12 protein-coding genes and 3 pseudogenes are annotated in these 14,774 nt (G+C 70.6%); 10 read left to right on the forward strand and 5 right to left on the reverse strand.

Going from position 1 to position 14,774, the window contains the following annotated elements:
- Nucleotides 1–48: 48 nt before the first annotated feature.
- Complete coding sequence (locus tag IE258_RS41900; RefSeq protein ID WP_308434165.1) at nucleotides 49–393, reverse strand: potassium channel family protein; 345 nt, start codon at nucleotides 391–393, stop codon at nucleotides 49–51.
- A 120-nt stretch (nucleotides 394–513) separates the two neighbouring features.
- On the opposite strand from IE258_RS41900, the gene IE258_RS12390 reads away from it, so the two are divergent.
- Both IE258_RS12390 and IE258_RS12395 read left to right on the forward strand, forming a co-directional pair.
- A complete protein-coding gene (locus IE258_RS12390) occupies nucleotides 514–1,851 on the forward strand; it encodes a DUF1254 domain-containing protein (protein WP_189742778.1) in 1,338 nt (445 codons plus the stop codon).
- Nucleotides 1,852–1,871: 20 nt separating this feature from the next.
- Nucleotides 1,872–2,516, forward strand: coding sequence for a GAP family protein (locus IE258_RS12395; RefSeq protein ID WP_189742780.1), 645 nt, complete (start codon nucleotides 1,872–1,874; stop codon nucleotides 2,514–2,516).
- A 348-nt stretch (nucleotides 2,517–2,864) separates the two neighbouring features.
- Here the strand turns inward: IE258_RS12395 and IE258_RS12400 are convergent, their stop codons facing one another.
- From IE258_RS12400 to IE258_RS12410, 3 genes are all read right to left on the reverse strand, one after another.
- On the reverse strand, nucleotides 2,865–4,913 hold the full coding sequence (locus IE258_RS12400) for a CocE/NonD family hydrolase (protein WP_189742782.1): 2,049 nt from the start codon (nucleotides 4,911–4,913) through the stop codon (nucleotides 2,865–2,867).
- Nucleotides 4,914–4,927: 14 nt separating this feature from the next.
- Nucleotides 4,928–6,232 carry an ATP-grasp domain-containing protein gene (locus IE258_RS12405; RefSeq protein WP_189742784.1) on the reverse strand — a complete coding sequence of 435 codons (1,305 nt, stop codon included), beginning with the start codon at nucleotides 6,230–6,232 and terminating at the stop codon, nucleotides 4,928–4,930.
- A 335-nt stretch (nucleotides 6,233–6,567) separates the two neighbouring features.
- Complete coding sequence (locus IE258_RS12410) at nucleotides 6,568–7,542, reverse strand: AraC family transcriptional regulator (RefSeq protein ID WP_189742786.1); 975 nt, start codon at nucleotides 7,540–7,542, stop codon at nucleotides 6,568–6,570.
- A gap of 49 nt (nucleotides 7,543–7,591) precedes the next feature.
- On the opposite strand from IE258_RS12410, the gene IE258_RS12415 reads away from it, so the two are divergent.
- From IE258_RS12415 to IE258_RS12425, 4 genes and pseudogenes are all read left to right on the forward strand, one after another.
- Nucleotides 7,592–8,323, forward strand: a complete 732-nt coding sequence (locus IE258_RS12415) for an SDR family oxidoreductase (RefSeq protein ID WP_189742788.1) — start codon at nucleotides 7,592–7,594, stop codon at nucleotides 8,321–8,323.
- Nucleotides 8,324–8,401: 78 nt separating this feature from the next.
- Nucleotides 8,402–8,647 (forward strand): annotated as a pseudogene (locus tag IE258_RS41175) (hypothetical protein); the annotation flags it as partial.
- 162 nt (nucleotides 8,648–8,809) lie between these two features.
- A pseudogene (locus tag IE258_RS42030) lies at nucleotides 8,810–9,178 on the forward strand (beta-L-arabinofuranosidase domain-containing protein); the annotation flags it as partial.
- A 190-nt stretch (nucleotides 9,179–9,368) separates the two neighbouring features.
- Complete coding sequence (locus IE258_RS12425; RefSeq protein ID WP_189743626.1) at nucleotides 9,369–9,785, forward strand: hypothetical protein; 417 nt, start codon at nucleotides 9,369–9,371, stop codon at nucleotides 9,783–9,785.
- Here the strand turns inward: IE258_RS12425 and IE258_RS12430 are convergent.
- Nucleotides 9,771–12,200 (reverse strand): glycoside hydrolase family 95 protein, encoded by a 2,430-nt coding sequence (locus tag IE258_RS12430; RefSeq protein WP_189742789.1) that lies wholly within the window; start codon nucleotides 12,198–12,200, stop codon nucleotides 9,771–9,773. The two genes, IE258_RS12425 and IE258_RS12430, sit on opposite strands and share 15 nt — an antisense overlap.
- Nucleotides 12,201–12,505: 305 nt before the next feature.
- Here IE258_RS12430 and IE258_RS12435 point away from each other — a divergent pair, with 305 nt between their 5' ends.
- The 4 genes and pseudogenes from IE258_RS12435 to IE258_RS41700 all read left to right on the forward strand — a co-directional run.
- Nucleotides 12,506–13,669 carry a GntR family transcriptional regulator gene (locus IE258_RS12435; protein WP_189742791.1) on the forward strand — a complete coding sequence of 388 codons (1,164 nt, stop codon included), beginning with the start codon at nucleotides 12,506–12,508 and terminating at the stop codon, nucleotides 13,667–13,669.
- A gap of 50 nt (nucleotides 13,670–13,719) precedes the next feature.
- Complete coding sequence (locus IE258_RS12440) at nucleotides 13,720–14,046, forward strand: hypothetical protein (RefSeq protein WP_189742794.1); 327 nt, start codon at nucleotides 13,720–13,722, stop codon at nucleotides 14,044–14,046.
- Nucleotides 14,043–14,534 carry a Gfo/Idh/MocA family protein gene (locus IE258_RS12445; RefSeq protein WP_189742796.1) on the forward strand — a complete coding sequence of 164 codons (492 nt, stop codon included), beginning with the start codon at nucleotides 14,043–14,045 and terminating at the stop codon, nucleotides 14,532–14,534. Before IE258_RS12440 ends, IE258_RS12445 begins: the two co-directional genes overlap by 4 nt.
- Nucleotides 14,507–14,725 (forward strand): annotated as a pseudogene (locus IE258_RS41700) (ThuA domain-containing protein); the annotation flags it as partial. The gene IE258_RS12445 and the pseudogene IE258_RS41700, both read left to right, overlap by 28 nt.
- Between the last annotated feature and the right edge of the window lie 49 nt (nucleotides 14,726–14,774).

Genomic DNA, 14,774 nt, shown 5'->3' on the forward strand with positions numbered 1-14,774 from the left:
CAAACCACCCCATCAGGGCCCAGCGCGGACTACCGCTTGACGGGCGGATCAGTGTCGTCGAACGCTGCCGGCCCGACTTGATGGGCAAGTTGCTACTTGCCCATAGTGGCGTCGTGGCCGACGATCGCGGTCCTCGATCCCGGCGACCATCACCACCACGGCCACGAACCGTCCCCACAGGTCACGGGATACGGGGTCGCCGGAGCCGACGGTCGTCGCGGTTTCCACGGACCACCACGGGGCCCGCGGAAAGGTGGTCAGCTGCGCCCCGGCGCACCGCGCTCGGCGAGGACGGTGACGAATCCGGCCAGGAGAGACCGGACAGCATGCGCGGCGTGCTCCGCCACCGGCCGGATCGACGGTGCGGCAACGCGCCGGTGTCCGCCGGACCACCCGAACAGCGGGTGTCAGGTGGCGGGGCCGTGGTGGGTGTGCCTTCCCGCCCGAGATGCGGGCGGTGCAAGGCTTGCCTAGCGTCAGTGCGAGATCGGCTACGCGCGCTGGGAGAGGTCCATGACGGACGAGCAGTTGGAGCGGTTGGCGACGCAGGCGTGGCTGTATGGCTATCCGCTGGTGACCGCGGCGGTGACCAAGGACGTCATGACGGCGGTCGCCGCACGGGACGACGAGCGGCGCAAGGCCCCGGTCAACCAGTTCTGCTACATGCGCCACACGCCCGACGCCACCTTCACCGAGGTGGTCTCCCCGAACGCCGACACCCTGTACTCCAGTGCCTGGCTGGACCTCTCGACGGAACCGCTCGTCCTGAGCCTGCCGGACTTCGGGGACCGCTACTGGATGGTGCCGATCCTCAACGCGTGGTCCGATGTCGTCGGCGCGCCCGGCTGCCGGCAGGACGGGTCCACCGCCGGGCCCTTTCTCCTGGCCGGCCCCTCCTGGTCGGGCCAGGCGCCGCAGGGCATGACCGTGCTGAGGTCGTCCACGGCCATCAACTGGATCATCGGCCGCTATGCCACCGCCGGCCCCTCGGACGACGCGGCCGTCCATGTGCTCCAGGACGGCACCCGGCTGACTCCCTTGTCGCGGTGGACCGGAGATCCGCAGGAGTACACCCCTCCCTCCGACGTGAGCGTCGCCGGCGGGTTCGACGCGGTCACCGCACCCGTCAGCCAGGTCCACCGGCTCAGCGGTCGTACCTATTTCGCGCGGCTCAACCAGCTCCTGGTGGACAACCCGCCGAACCCCGCCGACGCCGCCTTCGTCGAGCGACTGTCCCGGCTGGGCATCTCCCCCGGAGCACGCCTCGACGACCAGCCGCAGGACGTGCTCGCCGCGCTGGACGCCGCGGCCGCTTCGGGCCCCAGGACGCTGCGGGGCTTCAAGTCGCAGGCGGAGGACCCCCAGAACCAGGTCAACGGATGGACCGTTCACCGCGGCCTGGGCGACTACGGGACCAACTACGCCAAGCGCGCCATGGTGACGTGGGTCGGCTACGGCGCCAACCTCGACGTGGACGCGCTCTACCCCCACGCCACCAACGACGGTGACCGCCGGCCCCTCGACGGCGCTCACCGCTACGTCCTCCACTTCGACGCGGGCCAGACCCCGCCCGTGCGGGGCTTCTGGTCGCTGACGATGATGAACGACCGGCAACTGTTCGCCGACAACCCTCTGGACCGCTACGCGATCGGCGACCGCAGCGGCATGCGCACCCACTCCGACGGTTCCCTGGACATCTACGTCCAGCACGACAACCCGGGACCCGAGCGCGAGGACAACTGGCTTCCCGCGCCCGAAGGGAGCTTCAACGTCTTCCTACGCCTGTACTGGCCGGACGAAGCGGCCCTCGGCGGAGACTGGACCCCGCCGCCGTTGCGACGAACCGACTGAGCGGAACAGGGCGCGCGGTCATGGTCCTCGATCTTCTGGTGATCGGTGCCGCCATCACTCTGGGGCCGCTGCACAACAGCGCTTTCATCCTGCTGCTCTCCTCACGCCGCGGTGTGCGCCAGGGTCTGGCGTTCCTCCTGTCGTGGCTGGCCAACCTGATCGTGGTCATCGCCTGCGTGCTGCTGTTGACCGGTGGCCGGCCGCCGGAGCACCACAGTGCGCCCTCCACCGCCGCGATCGCCGCGAAGCTCGCCATCGGTCTGGCGCTGGTGCTCTACGGCGCGCACCGACACCGGCGACCGCGGACCCCGCGCAGGCCGCCTCGCTGGGCCGCCCGCATCGACGACGCCTCCCCGGCCACGGCCGCCGGCCTGGCATGGGTGCTGCAGCCCTGGGCCCTGGTCGGCGCCGGTGCCGCCACCGCCGTCGACGCGGACCTCCCCACCTCCGCCGACTGGCTCGCCCTGACCTGCTACTGCCTGCTGGCCACGTCGAGCCTCATCGCCATGGAGCTGTACGCGCTCAGGTCGCCGCAGGCCGCGGGGGCCCGCCTGCGGGCCCTGCGCAGGTGGGTGGACCACCATCAGGAACGGCTGATCGTCACGCTCTCCCTGCTGGTGGGCCTGTGGCTGACGGTTCGCAGCGCCTACGAACTGGCGACGTGAGCGGAGCCGTCGGACCGGCGGTCATGTGAGGGCCCGACGCGCTCGCCCGATCGCGCCGCGCACGCCAGGTCGCGCAGGCCGTGGAACCGCAGGCTGTGGAACCGCCCAGCATCGGGTACCTGACCCGGTCGACGGCGACGTTGCGCCGGTAGTCACGGACCGCCCCCGGCCAGCGCGTGTCCTGGCAGATCACGGCGAACCGCGCGGACATGAGATTCCCCAGGTCCGCGGGCAGCTCGGGGAGAAGCAGGTGTCCGCCCGTGTCGACGGCCTCCCAGAACTCGGCGACCCCCCGTCACGGCGGTCCGTCGGGCGTGTAGCGCAGACCCCCTGCGCCGTGGAGTGCGGTCACAGCAGGTCCCGCGGCACCGTTTCGTTCCAGGTGCGGGAGAACACCCGGCGACCCGCCTCGTAGCCGTCGAGGGTGGCGTCCACGAAGAAGCTCTGTTCGTCGCAGCTGAGCCGGGTGTGGGTCACCACGCTGACGTCCCAGTCGTCCCGCCTGAAGCGCATGGTCCAGGTCGACTCGCCACGCGCCGAGGTGAAGTCGTCCGCCGTCGCCGCGTACCTTTCGTGGGCCCGGCGGCCGACGTCCAGGCCGATGTCGTCGCAGCGGATCAGACCTCGGTCCTTGACGATGTCCAGTTCGGCGTCGTAGCCGATCAGGTCGCGCCTCACCTCCCAGCGTTCCTCCGGAGGGGTCAGCGTGGTCGTCGTCAGCGGCGGTGTCCCCTCCGGGACGCCGAACGGGTCGGCAGGTGTGTCGTCGGGGCGGTGCGTCGGCCGGACGGGCAGAGTGAGGGTGCTGGAACGCTCGTGGACGCTCAGCTCGGCGGGCCTGGGCGGCGGCCAGGCGAGCGGCCAGTAGGAGGTGGACAGGGACAGCCGGATCCGGTGTCCGGGCGGGAAGGACTGTGCCACTCCGTTGAGCTGGACCGTGGCCCGGTAGCGGCGGCCGGGTTCCAGCGGCTCGGGCTGCTCGGTGCTCTCGCAGCGCGTGAGGTTGAGCAGCCCGTAGGTCACCCGGGTCGCGGCGCCGTCGGGGCGCACGTCGGACAGGCGAGCGGCCACCATGGCGACCGGTTCGGCGACCGACAGGTCGAGTTCCACGGTCGGTGAGCCGAGGATCTCCAGCGGTTCGGTGAGCGGATCGGTCTCGAAGACGAGGGAACCGCCGTCCTCTTCGCGCTGGTCGTAGGGCAGGTCAGGCGGCGCGTTGTAGGAGGCCCACTTGCCGGCGAACTGGCCGACGGACAACGGCGACCGCACGGTCAGCACGTCGCCTGCCGCGGCCGTCTCGCCGCGGTGGGACGGCTGCTCCACCGGGTCCTCGATGCGGTGCCGGCTGAGCGGGTGCGTGACCGGGTGGACGTTCGGCGAGGGCCAGGACGGCTCCGCCACCCAGCGTCCCGGCCGTTCCTCGTACGACGTGGACGGCGGCACGCTGTCCTGCATCCAGGTGCGCAGCATGGGGCCGTCCATGACCCCGTTGTCGACGCCCTTGAGCCAGTGGTCCCACCAGCGCACCACCTCCTGGAGGTAGCCGATGGCGGGGCCTGGTTCGCCGAGGTGGGGGAACTTGTGCGACCAGGGGCCGATCAGCCCCTTGCGGGGCGCGTCCAGGTTGGCGAGCAGCCGGGTGACGGCGTTCGAGTAGCCGTCGGCCCAGCCGCTGGAGGCGAGGACGGGGCACTGTACGGCGTGGTGGTCCTCGGCGACCGAGGCGTGCCGCCAGTAGTCGTCGCGGCGCTGGTGCCGGAGCCATTCCAGTACCCAGGGCCGGGTGTGTTCCAGGCGTTCGTGCCACATCTCGCGCCAGCGGTCACCGACCACGGCCGGGTCGGGCGGGCAGGTGGCGTAGGCGAACATGGTGCCCGCCTCGGCCAGGTTGTCGGACAGCATCGCGCCGCCCATGTAGTGCATGTCGTCGGCGTGCCGGTCGTCCGTGAAGGAGGCGATGACGATGGCCTTGAGGCTCGGCGGCTGCCTGGCCGCCACCTGGAGGGCGGCAAAGGCGCCCCAGGAGATGCCCATCATCCCGGTGCTGCCGTCGCACCAGGGCTGGTCGGCGAGCCACGCCAGCACCTCCTCGGCGTCGCGCTGCTCCCGTTCCAGGTACTCGTCCCGGAGCACCCCCTCCGACTCCCCGGTGCCGCGCAGGTCGACGCGGACACACGCGTAGCCGTGCCCGGCGATGTAGGGGTGGTGGATCGAGTCGCGGACGGCGGTGAGGTCCCGCTTGCGGTAGGGGATGTACTCCAGTACAGCCGGCACGGGTTCGTGGTCGGACGACAGGGGCCGCCACACACGCGCCGACAGGCGGACGCCGTCGGACATCGGGATGACGACGTGCTCTTCTTCCTTCGTCTCGTGGGGCAGTCGGGTCACGTAACGCACGGGGGGCGTACTCCTTATCGTCGCGCTCCGGCGTCGGGCTCGTCGAAGGTGAGCCCGAGGGCCGCCACGCAGTGGTCGTACTTCTCGCGCAGCTCCTCCTCGCCGTTCCCGCCGGTGAAGATGTGCGCGACCTCGTAGCTGTAACTGTCCTGCTGGGAGAGGTCGGACAGCCGCTGGCCCTCCTCCGGCAGGACGTGGATCCGCACGCCCGGTGTCTCCCGCTCGATCCGCGCGACCGTCTCCGGCGAGGGCACGTTGCCCACCACACCGTCCGTGAACCAGCGGTAGTACCACTTCGCGGCCATCGCGTAGGGCCCCTTCCGCTGCGGCATGGTCGGGTCGTTGCCCAGGGCGAGAGCCAGCATGGGGTGATGGTTCGGCACCCCGTCCACGTACTGGAACAGCTCTGCGTGCGACTGGGAGTGGCGGGGGTTGATCTCGAGTAGGCTGATCCTCTGACTGCTCGGGTCGTAGAAGTACTCCACGCTGAAGGTCGCCGAGTCGAAGCCGATGCGACGCATCACGCGCTCGGTGACGTCGTGCAACCGGTCGATCACCTGCGGGGGAAGGGTGGAAGGGTACTGGTGGCGCAGGAAGCACGCCGAATCCGGATAGTCGATGGAGTCAAGGGTGCCGTAGACGGTCACCTCTCCCTGGTGCACATAGCCCTCCACGGCGACCTGGATGCCCGAGCACTCCTCCTCGGCGAGGCACACCCGGCCGCCGACACCGTCCATCTCGGGCGGGAGGTCGATGCGCTCGAGGATGCGCTCGAAGGGGCGGCCGACGCGGGAGATGCCTTCCCGGATCTCCGCGACGGCCTTGCGGAACTCCTCGTCGTCGCCCACTCCGAAGGCGAGTTCGGAGGAGTAGGACAGCGCGGGCTTGAGCCACATCGGGAAGCGCACGCCGTCCGGTGGACGAGGCGGGTCGGCCCGCAGGTCGACGCGGCCGAAACGCGGGTGACAGTCGGTGACCTCCCGCTGTTCGAGCCGGCTCCAGTACTTGTGCTCGCACTTGACCACCGACTCCAGGCTGGTGGTGCGGGTGCCGTAACGCTCGCCGAGGATCGGCACGAGGGTGCTGCCCGGGAAGTCCCAGTACCCCACGATGGCGTCGATGCTGCCCTCGAAGGCATCCAGCTCCCGCTGGGCCTTCTCCAGGATGTCGGGCACCGAGACCTCACCGTCCTGGAGCTCCTCCACCGTCAACAGGCCGTGGAAGCGCAGTGACTGGGCGCCCGGGACGGCCTGGAGCGTCGGCAGGTTCGCCTCGTCGAGACCAACGACGAAGACGTTCTTCACATTCTCTTCAGACACGGTTCTCCTCTCAAGATCGACTGGGTACCCGTCCGCGCCCAGGACAACCTCCGGCCATCGCCGCCCGATACGTTTTTGCACCTTTCAAGCCCTTTGCCCATATGACCAGAACGTGCATATCGGCGAGGTCCGGTTCACTGGCTCGCGGAGTCCGACTCGACCGGTTCCCGCGGGGTACCGGCCCACGTACGACCGACGTGGTGCAGGCGGATCGTGGGGATTGCCGACGGGATCAGCACTGCTGCTCGGCGCGGTGACCGGGTTCGGGGTACGGGCGTCGCAGAAGGATCGCCACGGTGATGGCCTTCGACGCCTTCGGTCAGACCCGCATCCGGCTACGCCCGTGCCGTCCGATCACCCGAGGCGTCGCGGTACTGCTTGGGCGAGGAACCGACCACTCGCCGGAAGGCCGTGCTGAAGGCGCTCTCGGACTCGTAGCCGGTGGCGACGGCGAGTTGGGAGATCGAGCAGGTGTTGCGGCGCAGTGCGTCGCGGGCCAGGCTCATACGCCACTGGATCAGGTACTCCCCGGGTGGGGTGCCGAGCTGCTCCTTGAAGGCGGCGGCGAACGCCGAGCGGGACATGCGGGCGATGCCGGCCAGTTCCTGCAGGCTCCAGCGGTGTGAGACGTCGGCGTGCATGGCGCGCAGGGCCGCACCGACGCCGTCGTCACACAGGGCCCCCAGCCAGCCGACGGGATGGTCGGTCTGGTCGGCGTACGCGCGCAACACGTGCACGAGGAGAATCTGCACGAGGTGGTCCAGCACCAGGACGCTGCCGACGGTGCGGTTCTTCGCCTCGGCGCTGAGCAACCGGGCTACCTGGGCGAGCTGCCGATTGCGCCAGTGGCCGGCCCTGACGTGCACGAGCCGTGGAAGCACGTCGATCAGCATCGCGGCGTTGGCCTCGTCGAACCAGAAGCGCCCACCGCACAGGCCGAAGTCCGCATCCACCTCGGCGCCGATGCGTGCCTGACCCTTCACCGCGCTCTCCCACAGAACCTGTGCCGATGTCGGTTCGACGCCGAGGGAGCTGGCCAGCCGGTACACCGGCGGTTTGACCAGCAGAAACAGGTCACCCTCGCACAGGCGCACCGGTGCGCTGTCGTCCTCGAACACCAACCAGCACTCCCCCTGATCAACGCCCCCGATCGTCACATGCTCAAACGCCTCGAAACGAAGGGCCCACGGCCCGGCCGCCCTGAGGTCTGGGTAGACCTCCGTGCGGGGCCGCAGCAGGCCGATGGCACCGGCAATCGGGTCGCTGGACCACTGCGGCGACCGATTGCTGGACGATACGTAAGACTTCATGGACTTCACATTATGGATCGTACAGCCATGGGGGTTCACCATCGTTCTCATGACCACGCACCAGACCGCGCTCGTCACGGGCGCCAACAAGGGCATCGGCTTCGAGACCGCCCGCCAGCTCGCCCAGCAGGGGTTCACCGTCTGGCTCGGATGCCGTGACCAAAGCCGAGGCGAAGCGGCGGCGAAGGAACTGGCCGCCGACGGTGACGTCCGCTTCGTCCGCCTGGACGTGACCGACCTCGCCAGCATCCAGGCCGCCCGGGAGCACATCGCCGAGCAGAACGGCGCCTTGGACATCCTGATCAACAACGCCGGCATCGCCCTCGGGGATCAGGAGGGCCCGCCCAGCACTGTGGGGTCCGAGACGATCAAGAAGACGCTGGACGTGAACTTCTACGGCACGCTGCACGTCACCCAGGCATTCCTGCCGCTCGTACGCAAGGCTGACGCCGGGCGCATCGTGAACCTCGGCAGCTCGATGGGCTCGCTCACCCTGCTCACCGCCCCCGAGCAGCCGCTGGCACCCTTCGGCATGAGCTACGCCTACGCCACGTCCAAGACCCTCGTAAGCACCCTCACCGGCTGGTTCGCCGCCGAGCTGAAAGACACACCAGTGAAGGTGAACTCGGTGTGCCCCGGGTTCAACGCCACCGACCTCAACGGCAACACGGGAACACAACACCCGTCCGAGGGCGCGAAGGTCGTCGTACACGCCGCCACGCTGCCCGCAGACGGCCCCAGCGGCAGCTTCTTCGACGCCGCCGGCCCGGTGAGCTGGTGACCTCGACGTCGTGCAGGGCCCCAGGTCGGCTGACGTGAGCGGGCGGGGCGGAGTTGTCGGTATGTCGCGCCAATCGAGTTGAAGACTGCCGTCCGGCCCGGTGACAGGAGGCGTCGGATCGGCTCGGCAGCTGACTTCGGGGGCTGGATCGTGGAGCTACCGGCGGCGGAGCTGGCCGAACCGTTCACCTTCGTGGCCGTTATGGACGGTGTGCTCCGGCCGGCGCCGCGACGACGCGAGCACGTGGCCTGTGCCGGCGGAGACACGGTCCTCTGTGCCGGCGAGATCAGCTACACGCGCGAGGCAGGCCGGTGGGCCGAGTCTCCCCGCTGCCCGACCGCGGCCAGGGGGGAGGCGGGTGAGGATGCGGTGCCAGGTGCCGTTTGGCTGCCATCGGCGGAAGAGGGGGTGCTGGAGTCCGCGGCCTGGGAGTTGCAGCACCGCGGCGACCCCGGCCTGACGGACCTCGTCGACCATCTCGCCGAAGTGTTCCTGGACAGTGCCGAGGCGGGCATCGTCGACGTCGCCGTGGAGACGGGTGACGCCTCCCTCCTCGCGGCGTCCGCACACCGCTGGCAGGACATGGTGGCCTTCCGGACCTCGCTGACCGGCGGGCTCGGCTCGCGCCAGGTGGGCGAGGTGTTCGGCGAGCGGTACGAGCTGCCGCCGGACCTGTCGTACAACGAGACGCGCGCGTCGGCGGCGAGCATCCAGTGGAGCTGGCGGCTGCTGCTCGCCACCGGACAGGCCCGCCACGCCGACCTCATCGAGCGCACGCTGTACAACGCGTTCGCCGCGGCGCGCTCCGCCGACGGCAGGACGTACTACAAGGGGAACCCGCTGCAACGGCGCCCCGACCACGCCGAGGCGGTGGGTGAGGTGATCCGCGCTGCCGCGAGATCACGGTCACCGAGGCCCCCGCCGGGCCGTGGGCGCTCGCGCTGCGCGTCCCGCCGTGGAGCACGCGGACCCGGGTGGACACGCCGGAGGAGAAGGGCCTGGCGGTCACCGCCGATGAGCAGAGGTACGCCGTGCTGCGCCGGTCGTGGCACCCCGGCGTACACCGTCGTACTGCCTGGACCTGACGCCCCGGCTGACCCTGCCGCACCCGCGGCTCGACGCCGTGCGCGGCTGCGCGGCAGTCGAACGCGGCCCGCTGGTCTACTGCTTCGAGCAGATCGACCAGCAGGTCGGCGTCCCGGTCGACGAGCTGGCGCTCTTCCGGAACGCCGTGTTCGAGGAGGTCACACACTCCGATCTGGACGGCCTCGGCCCGACCGTCGCGCTGCGCACCCGGGCGGCAGCGGTCACGGGTGAGCACGCGGCGGGGCTCCCCTACCGCACCGCCGACGGGCCGCACGCCGCGGACACCGACGCCCCCGTCACCGCGGCGCCCTACTTCCAGTGGGACAACCGCGGCGACGGCGCGATGCGGGTGTGTATGCCGCTACTGGGCGGCTGACCGCAGCCGGTACCGGCCGTTCGGGCGCGTGCCGAACGACACGACGCATTCCTCCGGACGGTCGGCCTCGGCACCCTCGACCTCCACCGGGTGCGGGGTGCGGATCCGCAGCGGATTGCCGAGCAGGGAACGCACCTCGGCGTGTGCGACCCCGCCCGCCGTCCACCCCAGGTCGACCTCGAAGCCGCCGCGGGCCCGCAGACCCCGGAAGGAGCCGGAGGGCCACGCGTCGGGCAGGGCGGGCAGCAGGGCGACCTCGCCGGCGTGGCTCTGCAGGAGCATTTCGGTGATCCCGGAGGTGCCGCCGAAGTTGCCGTCGATCTGGAAGGGCGGGTGCAGGTCGAACATGTTGGGCGCGGTGCGGGCGGGGACCAGCAGGTTGGTCAGCCGCTTGTACGCCTCGGCGCCGTCGAGCAGCCGCGCCCAGAAGTTGATCTTCCAGGCGAGTGACCATCCCGCGCCCGCCTCACCGCGCAGCTCGAGCGTACGCCGTGCCGCCGCGGCCAGTTCGGGACGGGTGCGCGGGTTGATCTCCTCACCGGGGAACAGGCCCCACAGGTGCGAGATGTGCCGGCTGCGCGAGAGTGCAGCGTCCCCTTCGTAGTCCTCCAGCCACTCCTGGATCTGACCGAGGTGACCGACCCGTGTGGGGGCGAGCCGCTTGCGTGTGGCGGAAACGGCACGCCGCATGTCCGGGTCGACGCCCAGGGCCTCGGCCGCGCCCTCGAACGCGGTGAAGAGCTGCCGCAGGATCTGCATGTCCATCGTCGGGCCGGCGCTCATGCTGACGTTCTCGCCGTCGACCTCGTGGTGGCCCACCTCGGGCGAGTGCGACGGATTGGTCACCAGGTGGCCGGACTCGGGGTCCTCCTGCAGCGTGTCGAGGAAGAACTCGACGGCGCCCTTCAGCATCGGGTAGTGCTGCCGCAGTGTGCGCTTGTCGCCGGTGTAGAGGTAGCGCTCCCAGATGATGCCCGCCAGCCAGGCACCACCGGTGGGCCAGACCCCGTAGAAGGCGAAGTCGACCGGCGCGGTGCCGCGCCAGCCGTCGGTGTTGTGGTGCACCATCCAGCCCTTGGCGCCGTACATCTTCCGCGCGGTCTCGGCACCTGTCTCGGACAGGTCGGAGACGAGGTCGAACAGCGGGTCCCAGCACTCCGAGAGGTTGGCCGGCCCGGCGGGCCAGTAGTTCATCTCGAGATTGATGTTGAGCGTGTACTTCGACTCCCAGGCAGGATTGAGGCTGTCGTTCCAGATGCCCTGCAGATTCGCCGCGTATCCCGGGCTGCGCGAGCTGGAGATCAGCAGGTAGCGACCGTACTGGAAGTACAGGGCGGCCAGCGACGGATCGGTGTCCGGCTGCTTGCGCGCGATGCGCTCGTCGGTGGGCAGCAGGGCGGCCTCGGAGGTACCGAGGTCGATGTCGACCCGGCCGAAGAGCGCCGTGTAGTCCCTGATGTGCGCCTCGCGCAGCACCCGATACGGTTTGGCCGAGGCGCGCTGGAGATGGCGTCCCGCGGGCGTCTCCTGGTCGCCGTCCGCGTCGCGATAGCTGCGGTAACTCGTCCCCATGGAGATCAGCAGGGTCACCGCGTCGGCGCCGTCGACGATCAGCCGGCCTCCCTCGGTGCGCACCGTTCCGCCGTCGGCCTCCGCGCGGGCGCGGGCCTGGAAGCGCACCGCGCCCGGGCGTCCCTCCCAGGCGGTGCTGATGCCGTCGAGCCGGATGGTGGCGGCGCCGGCGGATCCGGTCGTGCTGTCCTGCGGGCTGGAGAACTCCGCCTCGAACGAGACCGAGGCACGCCGGTCGGCACTCAGCCGCATGACGACGACCTGGTCGGGCAGGCCGGCGAACACCTCACGGGTGTGACGCACCCCGTCCCTGACATAGGTCACCTTCGTGATCGCCGTGGTCAGGTCCAGCTCGCGGTGATAGTCGGTGTACTCCCCCGTGCCCGGGAACACCAGTCGCAGGTCGCCCACCGGCTGATAGGGCGCCTGTTCGCTCGGGGTGCCCATGAAGGACTCGTCGGCCAGCCGCTGCGCCGCACCCCACTGGTCGTCGAAGACCAGCCGTCTGATCTCCGGCAGCGCCTCCAGCGCACCGGTCGGGTTGTAGTCGTGCGGGCCGCCGGCCCACACACTGTCCTCGTTCAACTGCAGGCGCTCGGTGGCCACTCCGCCGAAGACCATGGCGCCGAGCCGACCGCAGCCGACCGGCAGCGCCTCCAACCACTCCTCGGCCGGGGCCCGGTACCACAGCCGCAACGGGTTGGAGCCGTGACCGGTTCCCGGCTCGCCCGGTGCGGGGTCCACCGCGTCCGGTGCGGCGTGCGCGGTACCGGCGTCCAGCGCGACCGCCGCCGCGGACGCTCCGGCCGCTGCCAGGACGTGTCGTCGGGACAACTCGGACATGGGGGTGCCTCCAAGTGCGTCGTGAGAGCTGCAGTACTCGTGCTGTCGGCGCCATCGGCCCGAGTGCGACGGTGCCGGTCCCGCTCGGGAGCCCGCGCGGGACGCGGACGTGTCATGGATCCGACGTGACATCGATTTGGGGCGTGCACACCATCTAGTGGGTCACTGATCGAGCAACGATAGTTAATATGTTCGTGCCAATGTGCCGTCAATATGTGCGGCTGAACCTGAAGTTGATGACCGTCCGCGACGCCTGCGCCCAGGTGTCCGAGTCACAAGTTCGCGCATCCCAGGAGGTGCGGCGCATGACCGTTCCCGATCCCCCGGCGTTCGTCCAGCTCAGTGCGGAGGACCGGGCTGCTCTGGTCGGCTCCTCGCAGCAGCCGCCCGGCGCGGTCCGGCTGCGCAGCCGCATCGTCCTGGCCTGTGCGGAGGGGCTGACCAATGCCGAGATCGCCCAGCGACTCGGGGTCAGTCCCGCCACGGTGGCCAAGTGGCGAGAGCGCTATCTGAGCCGGGGCATCGCCGGCCTGAGCGACGCCCCTCGCTCGGGGCGCCCGCGCAGCGACACCCGGCAGGAGGCGGAGGCCCAGGTCGCGGCCGTACTCGAACAGGCCCGGGACGGCTCGCCCGTGCCCTCCACCCGCGCCCTGTCCGACGCCCTGGGCCTGTCCCAGTCGACGGTCGCCCGGATCTGGCGGGAGCAGCAGGACAAGCTGCCCGAGCCGGCCAGGCCACGCAACCGACGGCCCCGTCAGGAACCCGGCCGGGCGGGCGACGGCCCCGTTCCGGGCGCGCCCCGCGTGCCGCGCCAGTTGCTGTCCGACCATGTGTACACCCAGCTGCGCGACTGGATCGTCGGCGGGCAACTCGCCCCGGGCCGACGCCTGGTGGAGGCGGAGATCGCCCGGGGGTTCGGCACCAGCCAGGCCCCTTGCCGCGAGGCGATCAAACGGCTGGCGTACGAGGGCCTGGTCATCTCCCAGCCGCACCGCGGCACTTATGTCGCGCGGGTCTCCGAGCGACAGGCGCAGGACGTCCGGGACATCCGGGTCATGTTCGAGGAGTACGCGGCCCGCCGGGTGGCCGGCCGCCTGGACGCCGAACACACACGGCTGCTCACCGAGGACGTTCACCGACTGCGCCGAGCCGCGGCCGAGGACGACATCGGCGCCTTCCGCGACGCCGACATGTCATTTCACCGCCATGTGTGCGAAGCTGCCCGCAACGCGGCGCTGATCCGCCTGTGGCGCATGATCGAGTCCAGCCTGTGGGACCTGCACGTCCTGGGCGACCCGCGCTACGCCGGCGGCTGGGGCGCGATGGCCGAGCACCACGCCGAACTCCTGGACGTCCTGCGCTCCGGCGATCCCGACGTCGCCGGGCCGATGTTCGCCGACCACGCCGCGGGCGAGGCAGCACGCTACCTGCCCGACCCGTCCGGGTCCGGCGCTCCGCCCGGGCCCTGAAGCGACCGGCCACCACCTGCGCACCACTTCACCGAGGGGCAACAGCATGGGTGATCCGGCACGCAGACAGCTTCTCCGCCTCGGCGCCCTCGCGGCCGCCGCCGTACCCCTGCGAGGTGACCTTCCAGTACGCCGGCGGGACGGGCGGGGAGCAGCCGGCCGAGGTGTCCGGTCTCTCGGCGGAGCGCTGGTCGGTGGGCGGCCGCTGCGAGTATCCGGTCCGTGTCCGTGCGCTGCCCGACGCACCGGTCAACGGTGTCCGCCTCGACCGGCTCACTTTCCAGGAGGCCGCGCAGGACATGCTGCTGGAGTCCGTCGGGGACCTGTCGGTGCACCGCGTGACGGTCAACGGCCGACCCGTGGGAGGTGCCGCATGACGAAGGCCCGTCCAGCCCGTGCCGTCGTGGTGGGCACCGGTTCCGGCTCCCAGCTGTTCACCACCGCCCGGGCGGGACGCCGGCGCTTTCGGGTGGTGGCCCTGTGCGACCCGAACCCGGCCCGGATCGCCCATCACCAGCGGCTGCTCGGTCAGGCGGGCAAACCGCAGGCCGCGGCCTGGCGTCCCGGTGACTTCGAGCGGCGGCTTCGCACCGAAGGCATCGACGAGGCCGTGGCCACCACGGTGGACGCACAGCACGACACGTACATCGTGCCGGCGCTCGAGGCCGGATGCCGGGTGGTGACGGAGAAGCCGATGACGACCGACGCGGCCCGCTGCCGCACCATCCTGCGCACGGTCGAGGTCACCGGCGGCGACCTCGCCGTGGCCTTCAACTACCGCTACAACCCGGTGCACACGCGCGCGCGACTGGACCATGGGCCGCCACCGACGTCGCCGTGCACTCCTGGTCCGGAGGCGAGCTGAGCCCACGTCAGGAGCTCAGCCTTGTCGCGGCCGTGAAGGCGGGCACGGGCTTCGCCGGGTGGCACGGGGGCGTCATCGGGACGAACGTCCGCAACGCCGACTACCTGCGGATGGTCGGGGGCCGGTCGCTGTGGCACCGGGAGGGTTTCCAGGAGTTCACCGTGCGCATCGTCGCCATGCCGGACCGGGACGGGGTGATCACCAAGGGCATCGAGGACTACGACGTCGTCACCGAGCACT

Origin of the sequence: Streptomyces tendae (assembly GCF_014650435.1) — a bacterium.
In the GTDB taxonomy this organism is placed as follows: domain Bacteria; phylum Actinomycetota; class Actinomycetes; order Streptomycetales; family Streptomycetaceae; genus Streptomyces; species Streptomyces tendae.

Coding starts and splice junctions, on each gene's coding strand:
- IE258_RS12390 (WP_189742778.1), top strand. CDS start 514: ATGACGGACGAGCAGTTGGAGCGGTTGGCGACGCAGGCGTGGCTGTAT.
- IE258_RS12435 (WP_189742791.1), top strand. CDS start 12,506: ATGACCGTTCCCGATCCCCCGGCGTTCGTCCAGCTCAGTGCGGAGGAC.
- IE258_RS12445 (WP_189742796.1), top strand. CDS start 14,043: ATGACGAAGGCCCGTCCAGCCCGTGCCGTCGTGGTGGGCACCGGTTCC.
- IE258_RS12395 (WP_189742780.1), top strand. CDS start 1,872: ATGGTCCTCGATCTTCTGGTGATCGGTGCCGCCATCACTCTGGGGCCG.
- IE258_RS12430 (WP_189742789.1), bottom strand. CDS start 12,200: ATGTCCGAGTTGTCCCGACGACACGTCCTGGCAGCGGCCGGAGCGTCC.
- IE258_RS12415 (WP_189742788.1), top strand. CDS start 7,592: ATGACCACGCACCAGACCGCGCTCGTCACGGGCGCCAACAAGGGCATC.
- IE258_RS12410 (WP_189742786.1), bottom strand. CDS start 7,542: ATGAAGTCTTACGTATCGTCCAGCAATCGGTCGCCGCAGTGGTCCAGC.